Genomic DNA, 18,269 nt, shown 5'->3' with positions numbered 1-18,269 from the left:
AAATCGATCAGGGCAGAGCGCCCGCGAGTTGACGCGCTTCCTGCAGCATCCGTGCCGCAAGCGCGTTGACGGCGCTGCCGTCCAGGTGGCTGGACAGGCCCACCGCCGCCAGCGTGTGCGTCATGCGCCCCGCCTGCGACATCACCGGCACGGCCACCACGGTCACGCCGCTGATGAAGTGGTCGCGGTCCACGCTCCAGCCCAGCGCGCGCGCTTGCTCGATCTCGTCCTTCCACTGATCGAAGGTGGGCGCGTTGTCCCATTCGACCTTGTCAAAGCGCTTGCGCAGCTGCGCCCAGGTCTCGCCGTTGTGCGCGGCGATCAGCCGCCCGGTCGCGCTGACCAGCGAATTGAACTGGCTGCCCACATCGGTGTGAAAGCGAAAGGGCTGGTCCGAGCGCGACAGCGCCAGCACCACCGCAGTCTGCAGGCCGGTCACCTCCACGCCCATTGCCGTCACGCCGCTGTGCGCGGCAAGGCGGTCGAGCGCCGGTTGCACCAGCTGTGCAAAGCTGCCGCCCCCCAGCACGCTGCGCGCCAGGCTGATCATGCCGCTGCCGAGCGCGTAGCGCTTGGTGGAGGGATCGACCGTCACCAGCCCTTCGCTCACCAGCACCCGCAGAATGTGCAGGCAGGTGCTCGGGATCAGCTCCAGCGCGTCGGCAATCGCCTTCACCCCCATGGGCTGCTTGGTGTCGCCGAGCAGTCGCAGAATGGCGATGGTGCGGCTCACCGCAGGCACGGGGCGCACCCGCGTGCCACGCGCAGCCTTGGGTGTGGAGCTGGGTGCCTCCGAAGGTTTCGTCGGGCGTGAAGAGACCATGAACGTTGAGCGTTGTGTGTGGAAGATCAGGTCAGGATCAGACCTGAACCGAAGCCGCGGTGGCCGGTGACGACATCACCTTCATGACCGCCTGCGCCGTCGCCGCGAGCGTGCCATTCACCGTCATTTCACCATAGAGAAACATCAGGCTGCGCGAGCGGCTGTTCACCTTCACCCGCACCTCGGCAAACTCCCCCTGCGCCACGGGCGCGAGAAAGTGCGTGTCCAGCTGCACCGTGAGGCATGGCAGCCTGCCCGCAGCCTCCCACGCCACGGCGCTGATCGCATGATCGAGCAGGCTGGCCGTCACCCCGCCATGCATCACGCCAGCGGGGTTGAGATGCTTGCCCTCGCACAGCAGACCATAGGCCCAGCCCTCGGGCTCCTTGCGGGTCCACATGGGGCCGATCTGACCGATGTGGCCGGGGAGGTCACGGGGTTTCCAGTGGAGGGCTTCGAGCTGGTCTCGGATGAGTGCTGCGGGCGCTGTGGTCATGGTCTCGAATCGGAGTGGACTGCCTCCGATTCTGACGCAATCACTCAGTCCTGTGCTTCAAATCCCGATGCCTTGACGATGGGGCTCCAGGCGGCGCGTTCCTTGAGCATGCGCTCGCGCGCATCGGCGCCGGACTTGCCCACCACCTCGAGGCCCAGATCCTCCAGTTTGGAGGCGGTGGCGGCGTTGGACGATGCCTTGATGAACGCGTCCTGCAGGCGTGTTCTGATGGCTTCCGAGGTGGAGCCTGCCACATAGGCACCATACCAGCTGGTGGCGAACTCGAACTGCTTGAAGCCCTGCTCGTACGCGGTGGGCACCTGAGGCAGCGCCTTGATGCGACGCGTGCCGCTCACGCCAAGAAACTGCAGCTTTCCGCCCTTGTAGAGTGGCATCATGCTGGCCACGGCGTCCCAGCCCATGGACACGTTGCCGCTCACCACGTCCACCAGCATCGGCGTGGCACCGCGATACGGCGTGGGCGTGACGGTGATGCCCAGTTCCTTGCTGAGCGCGAACGCACCGAGATGACCGGCGCTGCCGATGGAGGCGAGACCGAGGCTGCCGCCATTGGGATTCTTCTTGAGCCATTGCGCGTACTCGCCCATCGAGTGATAGGGCGCGTTGACGGAGGTGGCGATCACCGTGGGAACATCGGTCAGCAGGGCCACGGGCACCAGATCCTTGTCCGGGTCGTAGCTGAGCTTCTTGTAGGTGAGCGGGAAGATCGTGAACATCGGCGAGGGTCCGATGAAGATGGTCTTGCCGTCCGCCGGTGCCTTCTTCACATAGTCCAGCGCCAGGCGCGACGAGGCGCCGGGCTTGTTCTCCACGATGATGTTGCCCAGACCATCCTGGCGCAGCTGCTCCGCATAGAGCCGCGCGAGCGAATCGGCCGCGCCGCCCGGAGCGAAGCCGACGATGATGCGGGTGATGTCCGCGTTGTCCTGCGCATGGGCGACGGGGGCAGCCGCCGTCCAGGCCACGGCGGTCAGCGCGGCTGCCAGCACGGCGTGGCGGCGGGTGAGGGAGGGTGATTCGTAGTGCATGTCTCGGTCCGTCATCGGATCATTGTTGGAGGTTCAAAGAGAGTCGCAGGCGGGTCGTGCGTCGAGAAGACCCAGGGCCGCTTCGAGTTGCGCGGCGGTCTGCAGCATGGCCGTGTCCGCGAACATCGGTGCCACGATCTGCAGTCCCATCGGCAGGCGGTGCTCGCCGAATCCACAGGGAATGCTGATGGCGGGGTGTCCCGTCATGTTGAACGGCATGGTCCATGGATACCAGTTCGCGCGGATGTCTTCCAGTTCCGTGCCGTCGATCTCCATGGTGTCGAAGATGTCCGTGCCCAGCGGCAGCGCGGTGCGCGAGAGCGTCGGGGTCAGCACGAAGTCGCAATGCTCGAACCACGACTGAACGGTCTGGAACAGGCGTGAGCGCGCGAACATGGCGTTCTGGTAGTCGATGGCGCTGTAGTGCGCGGCGCTTTCGATCTGGCGCACGAATGTGGCGCTCAGCTCATCGCGGTGCTGCGCCACCAGCTGCGAGAAGCGCGCGCGCCAGACGGTGTGGTTGACGGTGCGCCAGATGGGCTCGATCTTCAACTGCGCGTCAAAGGGCTCGACGCTGGCGCCCAGCGATCGGATGAGATCGAGCACCTGCATGAATCGCTGTTCGACCTCCGCTGACGCGCGTTGTCCCTCGGGGGCCAGGTTGTAGCGAAAGCGACGGCCCTTCAAATCCGGGGGCAGGTTCTGCAGCGCTGGCAGGCAGGCGGTGGCGGCGCGCCCCTGGGACCAGGGATCGCAGGCGTGTGCTCCGGACATCACATCCAGCATCAGCGCGGTATCGCGCACGTTGCGGGTGGTGGGTGTCACGTAGGTCTGGTTGCCGAAGAGGTCCTGCGCCTGGCTGTGCGGCACCACGCCGATGGTCTGCTTGATGCCGACCACGCCATTGCAGGCCGCGGGAATGCGCGTGGAACCACCGCCATCGGTGGCCACGGCCAGTGGCGCCATGCCCGCCGCCACGGCGACGGCCGCACCGCCGCTGCTGCCGCCGCTGGTGTGGTGCGCGCTCCAGGCATTGCGCGTCACGCCGAACAGGGGGGAGTCGGTGAAGCCCTTGGAGCCGAATTCGGGCGTGGTGGTCTTGCCGACGAGAATGCCGCCCGCCATGCGCAGGCGCGCCACCGACACCGCATCCTGTGCGGGAACGTTGGCTCGCATCGGCAGCGCGCCGAACGTGGTCGGCACGCCTTCCGTGTTGACGATGTCCTTCACCGAGAACGGCACGCCGTGCAGCGCGCCCAGTGGCGCGTCGCCGCTCATCAGCGCCGCTTCGGCGACGCGGGCCTCCTGCAGCGCGCGTTCCGCGCAGACGGTGATGAAACAGTTGAGCGTCGGCTGCAGTTCGGTGATGCGTTGCAGCACGCTTTCCGTGACTTCGACGGGGGACAGCTGCCGGTGGCGGATGGCGGTCGCCAGATCGGTGGCTGACCATTTCCACAGTTCGCTGTGGCGGGATGATTCAAGTTCTGATGCTCGCACGTGCGTAGTCCGCTGCGCATGCCTTCGTGGGTGGCGGTCGCCACGGGCCTGCGTTGTCTCCTTTTGGGCGGATTATCGTTGGCAATTCTTCGTCTCGCGCCCTCAGGGGATAAGCGAAACTGCGTACGTGCGCGACTATTCGGCCGCCGCCCAGCGCGCCCCGATCCACTTCCCCGACTGCACCAGCTGCTTTGCGCAGTCCGTCAGCACCACCCGCGCCGCGAGGGCTGCGGGGGAGAGCTCGTCGTCCGACAGACTGCACAGCAGGGCGTGGCGGCGCACGCGCTCGTCGTCGATCTCGGACCACCAGAAACGCTCTGCCGCGTCCTCGTACGGATTGACGGCGGACCAGGGCTGGACGGTGGCGCCAAGGCCCGCGTCCACGGCTTCCATGAGCATGGTGAGCGAGTCGATCTCCATCGCGAGCTGGGGCTGGAAGCCCGCCTGGGCGCAGGCGGTGACGACGGAGCTGCGCAGGCCGTGGCTGCCCGAGGGCAGGATCAGCGGCTTTTCCTGAAGCTGCACGAGTTTCATTTTTTCGGTGAGCGGCCACAGCGGATGGCGGCGGGACTGGATCAGGAACAGGCGTTCCTCGAGCAGCGGCGTCACGCTCCAGCGGCGCGCGGCGTTGGTGTCGAAGAGGATGGCCAGATCGAGCTGGCGCGCGTTGAGCAGGCTCGAGAGATGGCCCGACAGCGCGGAGACCATGTGCAGGCGCACGTCGGGGTAGCGCTCGCGCATCGCGCGCATCAGCGGCAGGCCGAGCACCGAGGCGATGGTGGGCGACAGGCCCACGCTTACCGCGCCCGACAGCCGCGCCTGCTGCGCGGCGAGGATGGCCTGGTCTGCGTGGCGCAGCGTGAGCTGGGCCTCGTGAAAGAACGCGAGACCGGCCTCGGTGGGCACGGCGCCCTTGCTGGTGCGCTGCAGGAGGCGGGTGGCAAGCTCGCTTTCCAGACGGCTGATCTGCTGGCTCAAAGCGGACTGCACCATGCCCAGATCGAGCGCGGCCCGGCCCATCGAGCCGAGTTCGACGATGCGGACGAAGTAGCGGAGTTGGCGCAGTTCCATGGAGATCGGAGGCGAGAGTGCAAGCGCAAGCGGGCCGCTCGCCTGTTGGACAAGGCTGGATCGTAAACCAACGCGGCTCCCGATCTGCAGGACCGTGCCCGCCCGGGGGCGGGACTGGGGCCTAGGCTGGAGGTCGGCTTCGGGTAATCTGTGCGCTTGATCATTGAACAGACCGAACCGGTGCGGGCAGCACGAGGGAGTGACCGATGTTTGTAGGGGTTGATCTGGGCACGACGCACAGTCTCGTGGCCGTGTGGCAGGACGGCAAGGCGCGGCTGGTGCCGAATGCACTGGGGGAGGTGCTGACGCCGTCGGTGGTCAGCGTGGACAAGGACGGCAGCTTTCTGGTGGGTGCGGCTGCGAGGGAGCGGCTGCAGAGCCATCCGCAGCTGAGCGCTGCAGTCTTCAAGCGCGACATGGGCACGGCGCGGGTCTTCAGGCTCGGCCAGCACGCAATGCGGGCCGAGGAGCTGTCGGCGCTGGTGCTGCGCTCGCTCAAGGCCGATGCGGAGGCCGATCTGGGCCAGCCCGTCACCGAGGTGGTGATCACCGTGCCGGCGTATTTTTCGGACGCGCAGCGCCAGGCCACGCGTGCCGCGGGCACGCTGGCGGGGTTCACCGGCGTCACTCTGCTCAACGAGCCGACGGCTGCGGCGCTGGCTTACGGACTGCATCAGGACGCAGGGCGTTTTCTCGTTTTTGACCTCGGCGGCGGAACCTTTGACGTATCGGTGCTGGAGCTGTTTGAAGGCGTGATGGAAGTGCGCGCCACGGCGGGGGACAACCGTCTGGGTGGCGAGGATGTGGACGAGCTGATGGTGCGACGCTTCGTGCAGGACACGCGGATGCCTGACGAGCTTGCGCATCAGCCGCTGGTGCAGGCGCGTTTGATGCGTGCGGCGGAGCTCGCCAAATGCGCGCTGGCGGCGCAGGAAAGCGTCGAGATGCGGCTCGACGTGAGCGATGGGTCTCATGCGAAATGCTGGACCGCGCACGATCTCGACCAGGTGCTGGAGCCGCTGCTTGAGCGCATGCGCCAGCCGGTGGAGCGCGCGCTGCGCGACTCGCGCATCCGGCCTCAGGAACTGGATACCGTGGTGCTTGCCGGTGGCAGCACGCGCCTCGTGGCCGTGCGCCAACTGGTCACGCGCATGTTCGGCCGGTTTCCGCAGGTGGGGCTGGACCCGGACCACATCGTGGCGCTGGGCGCGGCGGTGCATGCGGCGCTGCGCGGGCGCGACGCGGCGCTGTCCGAGCGGGTGATGACCGACGTGTGTCCGTACACGCTCGGGGTGAATGTCTCCAAGGATCTGGGCGGCGGGCAGCGGCAGACCGGCTTCATGGCGCCGGTGCTGGAGCGCAACACCATCATCCCTGCAAGCCGCGTGGAGCGCTTCCATCCGCTGTCGCCGGATCAGCAGCAGCTGGACATCGAGGTCTACCAGGGCGAGGCCAGGCGCGTGCAGGACAACATCCGCCTGGGTGAACTGCATCTGCAGTTGCCCAAGGGCGGCTGCGAGGGTGTTGTGGCCGATGTGCGCTTCACGCTCGATGCGAACGGTCTGCTGGAGGTCGAGGCGGTGCTGCTGCGCAACGAGCAGACGTTGGGTCCGGCGCGGCAGCTGGTGATCGAGTCGAATGCCGAGCGGCTGTCGCCCGACGAACTGCGCAAGCGGCTCGAGAAGCTCAAGGCGCTCAAGCTGCACCCACGTGACCGCATGGAGGTGCGCGCATTGCTCGCGCGTGCCGAGCGCCATTACACGCAGCTGCTCGGGCCTTGGCGCGAGCTGCTCTCCAACACCATGCTCGCGTTTGAAATGGCGCTGGAAACGCAGGACGACCGCAAGATCGCAGCTCCTCGAAAGCAGTTGGAGGAGTTGCTCGCGCGCATCGATGCCGAGCCGTTTCTTCTTGACCGGGAGTGAGCGCCATGCGCGATGCGTTTGAATTGCTCGAGCTGCCCGAAGACGCCGATGAAAGGACCGTGCGCCGCGCCTATGCGCGACTGCTCAAGGGCATCGATCAGGTGAAGGAGCCGCAGGCCTTCATGGCGTTGAGGGCTGCATACGAACGGGCGCTGGCCATTGCGCGCTCCCATGCGGAAGACGAGGATGAGGATGAGGATGAGGAGGTCGATGCCGATCAGGTTCAGTCGTCGCAGGCATCCGCACCCTTGGCTGAGAGCGAGCGGCGCGAAGATTCGACGCAAGCGGAGTCCGAACCCGAACCGGGGCCTGACCCTGACCCTCGCGTATTCGTGATGCGGTTTCCAGGCGCGGCTGCCGAGCGGATTTTGAGCGAGGCGCAATGGAGCTTTCAGCCGTGGGAGGTGGATGGCGCGACGGATGAGTTGAAGCGGCTTCTGGCGCATCCGGAGCTGGAGAACCTGGAGGCCCGGGAGTCTTTTGAGCGGCAGCTTGCAAGCTTGATCGCGGGGAAGGCTCTCGGTGCTCGCCGCAGCGCGCTGCTGTTGGCTGCGGACAGCCTGTTTGATTGGCGGCGCAAGGGCGTCGGAGTCGAGTCGCTGGAGTTCGTTCTCGACACGCTGGAGTCACTTCGCCCATCGCAACGGAAGATCGCGATGGCGTTGCTTGGCGAGCCCGATCCCGAGGTCGCGAGGGAGCTTCAGCTCACGCCGGAGCACCTGCGCCACTTCTATGTGCAATGGCAGAATTTTCTGGACTGGTGGCTGCCCGAGGAGCATGTGCACCGCTGGACGGGGGCCTGGGGGCGGCTGCCCGCGCCTTGGCGTGCGGTGGAGAAGTTCCGGCAGACGAAGATGGAGCTCGTGTGGTGGATCAGGGCGTACGCCAAGCGGTTGCTCGTGATTGGCATATTTGCGATCGCCGGGATTTTTTTGTTTCAACAGATCGCGGATCGCACCAGAGAAAAGCAGAATGCGCAGACCCTTCAAGCCTGTGCGCAGAAATTGGCGATTCCCCGGGCTGCTGCCTGGCACGATGTGCCAGCGGAAGGGCTTTGGGAATTGGAGCAGTGCAGCTCCGATCACGCCATTGGCACTGGGGCTGATATGCGTGGCATGGCTCAGGCGCAGCGCATCGCCAATGCGCTGTCGGGCAAAAGCGATTCTCGCTGGGCCAGTCTGTCCGGTCTGGGCGCGCGCTATCTGCGGTTGAATCTGCGCGACGGCCGCGCCTTCGGCTTTGTGCGTCCTGAGTCGTCCTTGGTCTATTGTCCCGAACTGCGAAATTTCATGCTGCGCAGCCATTGGCTGCAAGTGGGCGATCTGCCTTCCGCAAAGGCCATCGTTCATGAACTGGCTTGGTGCGAGGAGCAGACCGCATCCGGTGCTTCGCAAGGGGACAAGATCGTGATGGCCAGCGACAGGTATCGGGTAGCGGAGATTGAACGCAACGACTCGCCCGGTTTCTGGAAGCTGCTGCACCACGTGGACGCCTGGCCCGGTGCGGAGCGACCTGTGATTGCGCTGCAATCGTTGGTGCAGGAGGCGACACTCAGGGATTTCGAATGGAGGCTGCCACCGGAGCTCGGCGCCATCGAATGCGCTCCCGGCACTTCGGCATCCACGCCCTGCAGGCCGCAGGTGGATCACACGTCCAAGGTCACCAAGGATCTCGAAGCCGCGCTGCGCCGTCACGCGCAGCCCAAGCTCCCGGAGTTGCGGACCTACGAGCAGCCGTGACGCGGCTTGGGTTCTGGACGCGCGCTCTCCGCGCGCTGTGTGCCGTGCGTCGGTCTGCGGTGCCGGTCAGAACCGGTACTGCATCCCCACGCCGAACCCGGTCGCGCGGCTCTTGTTGCCTGCGCCCTGATAGCCGTCGTTCCAGTTGGTGACGTCGAACTCCGCGTACAGCTTGGTGCGGTAGGAGAACTTGTATTCGTAGAGCGCGATCAGGCGGTTGTAGCCGTCGTCCGCGTATTGCGAGCGCTCGCGGGTGACCTTGTAGTAGGCGAGGGTCCAGTCGGTCTTGGTGGTGGTCGACATGGTCGCGCCGAGCGAGTACACGCGCTGGATGGTGCTCAGGGAGCTGCCCAGATCGGCCTCGCTGCGGGCGGCGGAGGCGGCGAAGCGCACGGTGCCGGACTTGTAGGAGGAGCCCACGGTCCAGGCCTTGAGCGCACGGCTCTCGCTGTCCTTGAACGTCTGGTAGGCGCCGGAGATGATCATGTCGCGGTCTTCGACGCTGAACAGCAGGCCGCCGGAGGACAGGGGCTTGCGGTCGCCCGCCTGCTCGCCGAAGCCGTACATCGCGCTCAGCCGGAAGTGGTTGGTGCGGCTGGTGTATTTGACGGAGTTGTCGAGCCAGTACGCGTTGCCCGCGAGGCCGCCGTTGCCGTATTGGTTGGAGAGACCCGGCTGGCTCAGCGCGCCGATGGTGACGTTGGGGTTGAAATCGGGAAAGCGCTTTTGCAGCGGGTCGATGGTCGAGAGCGTGTCGGCCAGCAGCGAGCTGTGGCGGCCGAGGGTGAGCGTCTCGCTCTGGTTCTGCAGGCCGATCCAGCTCGCGCGGTCGAAATACTTGCTGGCATGGCTTTGGGTGCCGGTGTCGGCGTTGATGCCCGATTCGAGTTCCCAGACGGTGTTCACGCCGCCGCCCAGCGGGGTGATGCCGCGCACGCCCCAGCGGCTGGCGTCGACGATGCCGTTGCTCATGCTGGTGAGCGAGGTGGCGGTGGGCTGGTGGGTGTCCGAGAGGCCGGACGAGCGGCGCACGCCGAGATCCATCACGCCGTAGACCGTGAAATCCTTGAGCTGTGCGGCGGCCGGCATCGCCAGCGTGGCGGCTGCGAGCGCGGCACAGAGCGCGCCGAGTTCTTTCTTCAACAAAACTGACTCCGTTGTCGGGGGCGGGAGAGGCCGCCAGGGCTGGCCTCCGGCGTTCATTTCATTCTTGGGGGCCGACGGGATCATGCGCGAAGACCGTTCGCGGACCCAGCGGCGTTGCCGTTGCAGACACTTGCGGAGAAAGTTGGGAAATCATGCGCAAGTGCTTGTCGGATAGGAAGAAGTTTACCCTTCGACTCGCGGATCGGGCATTTTTCTCCGGTGACTGTTGTTTTGCCCCTTGGCCGTTGCCACGATGTGAAACGGTCATGCAACAGGGGTATGCGGAGCGGCGGCGCGCGTGGGCGCGGGCAAAAAAATACAATTCGGGCAATGAGCAGCGCTTCTTCCTCTTCCCCCACTTCCTCCACCAAGCACCGCGTCGTCGTCGGCCTGTCGGGCGGCGTGGACTCGGCCGTCACCGCGCACCTGCTGAAAAAGCAGGGGCACGAGGTGGTCGGCATCTTCATGAAGAACTGGGAAGATGACGACGACAGCGAGTTCTGCTCGTCCAACATCGATTTTGTGGACGCGGCAGCCGTGGCCGACGTGATCGGCATCGAGATCGAGCATGTGAACTTCGCCGCCGAGTACAAGGACCGCGTGTTCGCCGAGTTTCTGCGCGAGTACCAGGCTGGCCGCACGCCCAATCCCGACGTGCTGTGCAATGCCGAGATCAAGTTCAAGGCGTTTCTCGACCACGCCATGCGCCTCGGTGCCGAAAAGATCGCCACCGGCCACTACGCGCGCGTGCGCCAGAACCCGGACACGCAGCTGTTCGAGCTGCTCAAGGGGCTGGATCCGTCCAAGGACCAGAGCTATTTTCTGCACAGGTTGAATCAGGCGCAGCTCTCCAAGTCGATGTTTCCGGTGGGCGAACTGCACAAGACCGAGGTACGCCGCATCGCCGAGGAAATCGGCCTGCCGAACGCCAAGAAGAAGGACTCGACCGGCATCTGCTTCATCGGCGAGCGGCCGTTTCGCGATTTTCTGAACCGCTACATCAAGCACGAACCCGGCCCGATTCTGGACGACCGGGGCCGCAAGCTCGGCAAGCATGTGGGGCTGTCGTTCTACACGCTCGGTCAGCGCCAGGGCCTGGGCATCGGCGGGGTGAAGGAAAAGGGCGCGCAGCGCGGAGCGGGCGATCACTCGCCATGGTTCGTCGCGCGCAAGGATCTTGAAAAGAACGCCCTGCGCGTGGTGCAGGGGCACGACCACCCCTGGCTGCTCTCGCACGACCTGCAGGCCCAGGACGCGAGCTGGGTCGCAGGGCACCCACCCGCCACTGGCGCCTGCGCCGCCAAGACCCGCTACCGCCAGCAGGACGCCAACTGCAACGTGGTGCAGGCCGAGGGCGATACCTTCAGCCTGCATTTCCCCGCCGCGCAATGGGCCGTGACGCCGGGCCAGTCGGCCGTGCTGTATGACGGCGATGTGTGTCTGGGCGGCGGTGTGATTTCGGCGATGGCCTGAGATCAGTAGTCTCGCGCGACGTCGAACCACTCCTGCGCCAGCTCTTCGGTCACGCCCAATGTCTTCACTGAATCCTGTTGCGCCAACTGCCAGACGGCGTCGCCAAGATCATCGCGCTCGACGGTTTCAATATTGCGCATGGCATTGAAGACCTTGGTGAACTCCGTGATGGCGTACTGTACTGCGGCCTAGGTTCTGGCCGCATTCAACTGCTCAAGAGCACGGTCATAGGCAGCATTGGCTTTTTTGGCACTCACCGTGGGCCAGCCTGCGAACGGGCGCCCATATTCCTTGGCCCACCACTCGGGCTTGCGCAGTTGGGTGACTGAGGCATGCCCAGTCCATGGGCGCAGCTTTTCGCGGGACTTGATCTGGGCTCTCAGTCGTTTGCCTGTGGATTCCTCAACGTTGTATGCAATCAGACTGTTGAGATCGGGCCATGTCGGGACATCGGGAAGTCCAGGCAATTCGGGCATGAAGCTCAACCCGAGTGAGGTGAGCCGCGTCAATTGCGCCAATGGCGACAGGTCGGCGTATCGGCCATGGAGGTTCAGGGATTCCAACTGCGGGAAGCGCGCCAGACAATCCAGCGATATGGCCTGACTGGCCGCGGTGTTGCTGATCTCCAGCTGGGTCGTGCAGCTTTCCAGTGCTTGCATCGGCGGGATCTGAAGGGGCTTGTCCTGCATGCGCTTTCTGGTTTGGGGCCCGAGAAACAGCTTGCTGGGCAGCCGACCGGTGACGGTGATCTGCCCGAGATGTCCGCACAGCGAAAGACTTGAGATGTTGCAGTCATCCGCAAGATGAAGATGCAGTCCTCCTTGGCATTCGCTGCTCATCCAGAGGGTGAGGCTCGATATCTGCGCGCCTTGCACGTGCACATCGGTATCGGCGGCTAGCAGTGGACGCCAGCGAAGATCCTCGATCCGCCTTTGGCGCGACCAGTCAAAGAATCCCGTGTCGTTGCCCGTGTAGTAGATGAAGCGCGGCCATGGCGAGCGTGCTCCGGTTTCAAACGGGTCAAAGCAGTTCCAGTTGACTTTGGCGTCAGCAGGCAAGAACAGGTCGGCTTTGCGGTCCAGCGTTTCGGGGCCGATCTGCAAGCTGCCCATGCCCGGACTGGTCACCAGAGTGTGAGTTTGTCCTGGTGTCAGATGGATGGGAAAGCGGCCGTCCGCGCACTCCTGCCCGTTGATAACGATGGACATGTTGTGGGGTCTCCTGAGGAGAATGGGGTTTCAGAGTGCCCGCATCGACACGTGGAAATCGTGGTGCCGGGGAGTGCGGACGCGATGGGCAGTGGGAGGATGCGGCGTAGATGCGCGCCGCAGCGGGGAAGTGCACGCATCTTCCATTTGAAAATTTCGGCAGTCAATTGAAAAGAATTCCGCAGGGTGGTCTCCCTGTAGCGGGGTGTTGCATTCTCGTTTTCTCCGTGTTCCTTCCGATGGTTGCGCACTTGACGCCTCCCTAGACTCGCTCCCGCTCTGCTGAAGGCGGGTTTGCCCGCTCACGCACAGAAAAAAAGTTGCATGAAACTCAGCGACGCCCGCAACCATGGGCCGTCGGTCAGTTCACGCAATCAACTCACAACAGCTGTTTTTTTCAGTCTAAAAAGGGGCGTACAGATGATTTGGCAACAGGTCTACGATCCGTTGGGGAACATGGTGATCTCCACTTTGCTCGCAGCGATACCCGTGGTGGTGATGCTCGCGGCGCTGGGTTTCTTTCACATCAAGGCGCACATCGCCGCGGGCATGGGGCTGATCGCCGCGGTGCTGGTGGCGGTGTTTGCCTACGGCATGCCTGCGGAAATGGCGGGGCGCGCGGCGCTGTTCGGTGGTTTCACCGGGCTGCTGCCGATCGGCTGGATCGTGCTGAACATCATTTTCCTGCACCAGCTCACCGAGCAGAACGGCAGCTTCAAGGTGCTGCAGGACTCGCTCTCGGGCATCACCGAAGACCGCCGCATCCAGCTGCTGCTGATCGCGTTCTGCTTCGGCGCTTTCTTTGAAGGCGCGGCCGGTTTCGGCACGCCCGTGGCGGTGACGGCGGCGATTCTGATCGGCCTCGGCTTCTCGCCGCTGGCCGCCTCGGGCCTGTCGCTGATCGCCAATACCGCGCCGGTCGCGTTCGGCGCGCTCGGCACGCCGGTGATCACGCTGGCCAAGGTGCACGGCTACGACCTGATGGAAGTGACCGCGATGATCGGCCGTCAGCTGCCGTTCTTCTCGGTGCTGGTGCCGTTCTGGCTGATCTGGGCGTTCGCCGCTCGCAAGGGCATGATGGAAATCTGGCCCGCGATCCTGGTCGCGGGCGTGAGCTTCGCGATTCCGCAATTCCTCGTCTCCAACTACATTGGCCCCGAGCTGGTGGACATCATCGCGGCCATCGTCTCGATGATCTGTCTGGTGGGCTTTCTGCGCGTCTGGCAGCCCAAGAAGATCTGGACCTCGGCATCGCTGCGCGGCAAGGACGTGAGCGCTTCGGAAGTGAAGCCGCCGCAGCCCGTGGTCAAGCACAGCAAGCAGGCGCTGATCGCCGCCTGGACGCCATGGGTGATCCTGTCGGTCTTCGTGTTCATCTGGGGCCTGCCGTCGGTGAAGGCCTGGCTCAATGGCCTGTTCGCGCCTTCGTTCCCGATGGCCGGTCTGCACAACATGATCGAAAAGGTTCCGCCCGTCGTCACCAAGCCGACCAAGGAGGGCGCGGTCTACGTGCTGAATCTGCTGTCCGCCACCGGCACCGCTATTCTGCTGTCCGCCGTGATCAGCGGTTTCCTGATGAAGTACAACCCGGTCGCCATCGTGCGCACTTTCTTCAAGACGATCTGGCTGGTGCGTTACTCGCTGCTGACCATCGTGCTGATGCTGGCGCTGGGCACGCTCACGCGCTACTCCGGCACCGACACGACACTGGGTCTGGCCTTCGCCAACACGGGTGTGCTGTATCCGTTCTTCGGCACGCTGATGGGCTGGCTGGGCGTGGCGCTCACGGGCTCCGACACCGCATCGAACGTGCTGTTCGGCGGCATGCAGAAGGTCGCTGCGGATCAGCTCGGTCTGTCACCCAACCTGATGGGCGCGGCCAACAGCTCGGGCGGCGTGATGGGCAAGATGATCGACGCGCAGTCGATCGTGGTGGCGTCCACTGCCACGCGGTGGTTCAATCGTGAAGGGGACATCTTGCGGTATGTGTTCTTCCATTCGATTGCGCTGGCTTGTCTGGTCGGGTTGTATGTGACGATGCAGGCGTATGTCTGGCCGTTTACTTTGATGGTGGTGCATTGATGATGAGCTGATCATTCGCTGATCTGTGCTTTGGGGCTCTCTCTTCCTTTTTTTTGGAAGAGGGGGCCTTTGTGTTTTTTGTGTGTCTGCTGGGGTGTTGTTTGCGGAGGCCGGGACTGCCCCCGGCGGGGCAATCACTTTTTGCTTGCGCGCAAAAAGTAATCAAAAACGCGCTTGGAAGTCCTCCGGCGGAACTCGCTGCGTTCCTTCGTCACTCCGCTCGGACAACCGCCGGAAATCAGTCTAGAAGAGGTGGTTGCGGCACTTTGCTTCGCTCGTGCCGGGGTGTCGATGAAGTTGGGTTGGGCGCCCCATGCCCACTGCACTTTTGAGCGAGGTTGATCCAACGAGCAAATCAAAAATCGCGCAGCGCTGGCGCCCCAGCATCTCGCGAAGTCGCGAGATGCAGCACGAGCGAAGCGATGTGCCGCACATTCCTCTTATGAAAACTCTAGCTCGCGGCGGTTGCCCGAGCGGCGCGCGCAGCGCAAAGCGAGTTCTGCCGCGGGTATTGAAAAGCGCATTTTTGGTGACTTTTTGGGCAAGACCAAAAAGTTACTGCCCCGCCGGGGGCAGTCCCGGCCTCTGCAAGCAACGCCCCAGCAGCAACAAAAAAACGCCAAGGCCAACACCGCAGTCCCCCACTCCCGCAAGCGCGAAAGAGAGAAAAAAAGAGAGAAAGAGCCGACCGCCTAGGTAATAAGAAACGCCCGAAAGTCATTCACATTGGTGCGTGTCGGCCCAGTGACGACCGACGCACCAAGCGCCTGAAAAAAGCCGTGCCCATTGTTGTCGGCCAATTCTTCGGCGGGGTTCAACCCCTTCCCCCAAGCCCGCTCCAACGTCCCCGGCGTGATGATCGCGCCTGCAATTTCTTCCGCGCCATCCACCCCATCGGTGTCTGCCATGAGCGCGTGGACGTGCGGGTTGCCGCGCAGGGTGAGCAGGGCGGAGAGGAGGCATTCGACGTTGCGGCCGCCTCGGCCTTTGCCGCGCAGGGTGACTGTCGTTTCGCCGCCCGAGAGCAGCACGCAGGGCGGGGCGAAGGGTTGCGCGCGTTGCGCCACCTGCAGTGCGATGCCTGCCAGTGTCTTGCCTACGTCGCGTGCTTCGCCTTCCAAGGCGTCGCCGAGGATGTGGGCGGCGTAGCCCGCGGCGCGGGCCACCTCGGCGGCGGCTTCCAGCGCCATTTGGGGCGTGGCGGTCATGCGGGTTTCGCTGCGTGCCAGGCGCGAATCGCAGGGTTTGATGGATTCGGCCGCGTTGGCTTGCAGCAGCAGTTGCCGTGCCGCGTCGGGCAGGGCGATGTCGTATCGCTGGACGATGGCCAGGGCGTCGGCGCAGGTGGTGGGGTCGGCGACGGTCGGGCCGGAGGCGATGTTCATGGGGTCGTCGCCGGGCACGTCCGAGAGCAGCAGGGTGATCACGCGTGCGGGGTGGCAGGCGGCGGCGAGGCGGCCGCCTTTGATGGCGGAGAGGTGGCGGCGCACGCAGTTCATTTCGCTGATCGTGGCGCCGCTTGTCAGCAAGGACTGGTTGATGCGTTGCTTGTCGGCAAGCGTGATGCCTGTGAGCGGCAAAGGCAGCAGTGCCGAGCCGCCGCCGCTGATGAGGCACAGCACGGTGTCTTTGGGGCCGAGGCCGCTGACGAGGGCGAGCATGCGTTCGGCGGCGCGAAGACCTGCGGCATCGGGCACGGGGTGCGCGGCTTCGGCGATCTCGATGCGTCGGCAGGGTGCGCCGTAACCGTAGCGGGTGACGACGAGGCCTTCGAGTGGGCCTTGCCAGTGGGCTTCGACGGCCTCTGCCATGGCGGCGGAAGCCTTGCCCGCGCCGATCACGATGAGGCGGCCACCCTCATGCATTTCGTGGGCGGAGGGCAGATGCGGAGGCACGCACAGCGCCGGTTGTGCACTGGCGACGGCCGCGTCGAACATGCGGCGCAGCAGTGCAGTCGGCGGGATGGACTGCGGCGCGGTGCGTGCAGGACTCATGGTTTCTGGCCAATCTCGAAGTTGGCCATTTTCTCGAGTGCGCGCACCATGCCGGAGTGATCCCAGGCCTTGCCGCCGTATGAGACGCAGGTGCTGAACAGCTGCTGCGCGATGGCGGTGTTGGGCAGCGAGACGCCGAGGCTGCGGGCGCTGGCGAGCGCGAGGTTCAGGTCCTTCTGGTGCAGCTCGATGCGAAAGCCCGGGTCGAACGTGCGTTTGATCATGCGCTCGCCATGCACCTCGAGAATCTTGCTCGACGCGAAGCCGCCCATCAGCGCCTGGCGCACGCGCGCCGGATCGGCTCCCGCACGCGAGGCGAACAGCAGGGCCTCGCCGACGGCCTCGATGTTGAGCGCGACGATGATCTGGTTGGCCACCTTGGCGGTCTGGCCGTCGCCGTTGCCGCCGACCAGCGTGATGTTCTTGCCCATGGCGTCGAAGAGCGGCTTCACGCGGGCGAACACCGCCTCGTCGCCGCCGACCATGATGGACAGCGTGGCGTTCTTCGCACCCACTTCGCCGCCGGAGACCGGCGCGTCGAGGTAATCGCAGCCGAGCGCGTTGATGCGTCTGGCGAAGTCCTTGGTGGCGATGGGCGAGATCGAGCTCATGTCGACCACGGTCTTGCCCTTGGTGAGACCGGCGGCGATGCCGTACTCGGCGAACAGTACGGTCTCCACGTCGGGCGTGTCGGGCAGCATGGTGAAGATGATGTCGGCGCGCTCGGCCACGCCGCGCGCGTTGGTGCACTTGGTGGCGCTGGATTCGGCGATGTGATCGGGGATCTTGCCGCGCGTGTAGACATAGAGCTGGTGGCCCGCCTTGATGAGCTGCGTGGCCATGGGCGCACCCATGATGCCGAGGCCGACGAATCCGATCTTGAGTGGTGTGGTGGTCATGTGACGTGTCCTTGTCGCTGTCGTTGTCGTTGTCGTTGTCGTTGTCGTTGTTTGGGGGGCTTGTTTGCGTGTCCGTTCACTCGACGAGCGCCTGCAGCCATCCGAGGCCGGCTTCCGTCGTCGTCGCGGGCTTGTATTCGCAGCCCACCCAGCCGGCGTAGCCGATGCGGTCGAGCAGCGCGAACAGGTAGGGGTAGTGGATCTCGCCGGTGCCTGGTTCGTTGCGGCCGGGGTTGTCGGCGATCTGCACGTGGCGGATCAGTGGCAGGTATTTGGTGAGCGTGTTCGCGAGCTCGCCCTGCATGCGCTGGGTGTGATAGATGTCGTACTGCAGAAAGGCATTGGACGCATCGAGCGCCTCGAGCAGTGCCACGGCCTGCGTGGGCCGCTGAAGGTAGAAGCCGGGAATGTCGTGGATGTTTACGGGCTCGATCAGCAGATTCAGCCCCGCTCCACGCAACTGGTCTGCAGCAAAGCGAAGGTTTTCGAGAAACGTGGTGCGCAGCGCTTCGGCGGCCACGCCATCGGGGGCTTTGCCCGCCAGGCAGTTGAGCTGCTTGACGCCGAGCGCGCCCGCGTAGTCGATGGCCTTGGCCACGCCCGCGCGGAAGTCGCTCACCTTGTCGGGCTGGCACGCGATGCCGCGCTCGCCTGCGTTCCAGTCACCCGCAGGCAGGTTGTGCAGCACGAGCGTGAGGCCGTTGTCGTCAAGGCGCTGGCGGATTTCTCTCGCGGTCCATTCGTAGGGGAACATGAACTCGACGGCTTGAAATCCGGCCTGTGCGGCGCGCTCGAAGCGGTCGAGAAACGGCACTTCGGTGAACAGCATCGAGAGGTTGGCGGCAAATCGGGGCATGGCTGGCTCCT

The 18,269-nt window shown here is 64.7% G+C and carries 15 protein-coding genes; 4 read left to right on the top strand and 11 right to left on the bottom strand.

The genetic code is table 11. From position 1 onward, the window contains the following. Window positions 1–7: 7 nt before the first annotated feature. The 5 genes from ISG32_RS12025 to ISG32_RS12005 form a co-directional block, all read right to left on the bottom strand. Window positions 8–823, bottom strand: coding sequence for an IclR family transcriptional regulator (locus tag ISG32_RS12025; protein WP_194771254.1), 816 nt, complete (start codon window positions 821–823; stop codon window positions 8–10). 37 nt (window positions 824–860) lie between these two features. After that, window positions 861–1,319, bottom strand: a complete 459-nt coding sequence (locus tag ISG32_RS12020; RefSeq protein WP_194771253.1) for a PaaI family thioesterase — start codon at window positions 1,317–1,319, stop codon at window positions 861–863. Window positions 1,320–1,363: 44 nt separating this feature from the next. Beyond that, the gene (locus tag ISG32_RS12015; protein ID WP_194771252.1) at window positions 1,364–2,368 is read right to left on the bottom strand and encodes a Bug family tripartite tricarboxylate transporter substrate binding protein; all 1,005 of its coding nucleotides are present in this window, start codon (window positions 2,366–2,368) and stop codon (window positions 1,364–1,366) included. Window positions 2,369–2,401: 33 nt separating this feature from the next. Continuing rightward, entirely contained in the window at window positions 2,402–3,865 is a 1,464-nt protein-coding gene (locus tag ISG32_RS12010; protein ID WP_323745927.1) for an amidase, read from the bottom strand. 135 nt (window positions 3,866–4,000) lie between these two features. Beyond that, on the bottom strand, window positions 4,001–4,936 hold the full coding sequence (locus tag ISG32_RS12005; RefSeq protein ID WP_194771251.1) for a LysR family transcriptional regulator: 936 nt from the start codon (window positions 4,934–4,936) through the stop codon (window positions 4,001–4,003). 206 nt (window positions 4,937–5,142) lie between these two features. On the opposite strand from ISG32_RS12005, the gene ISG32_RS12000 reads away from it, so the two are divergent. Beyond that, window positions 5,143–6,861, top strand: coding sequence for a molecular chaperone HscC (locus tag ISG32_RS12000; RefSeq protein ID WP_194771250.1), 1,719 nt, complete (start codon window positions 5,143–5,145; stop codon window positions 6,859–6,861). 5 nt (window positions 6,862–6,866) lie between these two features. Continuing rightward, complete coding sequence (locus ISG32_RS11995; protein ID WP_194771249.1) at window positions 6,867–8,600, top strand: J domain-containing protein; 1,734 nt, start codon at window positions 6,867–6,869, stop codon at window positions 8,598–8,600. A gap of 66 nt (window positions 8,601–8,666) precedes the next feature. On the opposite strand, the gene ISG32_RS11990 is transcribed toward ISG32_RS11995, so the two are convergent. Then, window positions 8,667–9,743: a porin gene (locus ISG32_RS11990; RefSeq protein WP_228529762.1), complete on the bottom strand. Its 1,077-nt coding sequence runs from the start codon at window positions 9,741–9,743 to the stop codon at window positions 8,667–8,669. Window positions 9,744–10,076: 333 nt separating this feature from the next. Between ISG32_RS11990 and mnmA the strand changes: the two genes are divergently transcribed. Beyond that, window positions 10,077–11,219: a tRNA 2-thiouridine(34) synthase MnmA gene (mnmA, locus tag ISG32_RS11985; RefSeq protein WP_194771248.1), complete on the top strand. Its 1,143-nt coding sequence runs from the start codon at window positions 10,077–10,079 to the stop codon at window positions 11,217–11,219. 2 nt (window positions 11,220–11,221) lie between these two features. On the opposite strand, the gene ISG32_RS27550 is transcribed toward mnmA, so the two are convergent. Together ISG32_RS27550 and ISG32_RS11980 are read right to left on the bottom strand one after the other, a co-directional pair. Then, window positions 11,222–11,359, bottom strand: coding sequence for a hypothetical protein (locus tag ISG32_RS27550; protein WP_228529761.1), 138 nt, complete (start codon window positions 11,357–11,359; stop codon window positions 11,222–11,224). Window positions 11,360–11,407: 48 nt separating this feature from the next. Next, entirely contained in the window at window positions 11,408–12,427 is a 1,020-nt protein-coding gene (locus tag ISG32_RS11980; RefSeq protein WP_228529760.1) for a leucine-rich repeat domain-containing protein, read from the bottom strand. Window positions 12,428–12,847: 420 nt separating this feature from the next. Here ISG32_RS11980 and ISG32_RS11975 point away from each other — a divergent pair, with 420 nt between their 5' ends. Beyond that, window positions 12,848–14,509 (top strand): L-lactate permease, encoded by a 1,662-nt coding sequence (locus ISG32_RS11975; protein ID WP_194771247.1) that lies wholly within the window; start codon window positions 12,848–12,850, stop codon window positions 14,507–14,509. 692 nt (window positions 14,510–15,201) lie between these two features. Here ISG32_RS11975 and ISG32_RS11970 read toward each other — a convergent pair. The 3 genes from ISG32_RS11970 to hyi all read right to left on the bottom strand — a co-directional run bounded on the left by ISG32_RS11970 (window position 15,202) and on the right by hyi (window position 18,258). After that, window positions 15,202–16,503 carry a glycerate kinase type-2 family protein gene (locus tag ISG32_RS11970; protein ID WP_194771246.1) on the bottom strand — a complete coding sequence of 434 codons (1,302 nt, stop codon included), beginning with the start codon at window positions 16,501–16,503 and terminating at the stop codon, window positions 15,202–15,204. Continuing rightward, a complete protein-coding gene (gene glxR / locus ISG32_RS11965) occupies window positions 16,500–17,402 on the bottom strand; it encodes a 2-hydroxy-3-oxopropionate reductase (RefSeq protein WP_194771245.1) in 903 nt (300 codons plus the stop codon). The genes ISG32_RS11970 and glxR overlap by 4 nt, the downstream gene beginning before the upstream one ends. 76 nt (window positions 17,403–17,478) lie before the next feature. Continuing rightward, entirely contained in the window at window positions 17,479–18,258 is a 780-nt protein-coding gene (gene hyi, locus ISG32_RS11960; protein WP_194771244.1) for a hydroxypyruvate isomerase, read from the bottom strand. Window positions 18,259–18,269 lie beyond the last annotated feature (11 nt).

This window comes from Diaphorobacter caeni, from assembly GCF_015354245.1.
In the GTDB taxonomy this organism is placed as follows: Bacteria; Pseudomonadota; Gammaproteobacteria; order Burkholderiales; family Burkholderiaceae_C; genus Diaphorobacter_A; species Diaphorobacter_A caeni.
The sequence above is the reverse complement of the archived record's forward strand: the minus strand, read 5'-3'. Positions and strand labels throughout refer to the sequence as shown.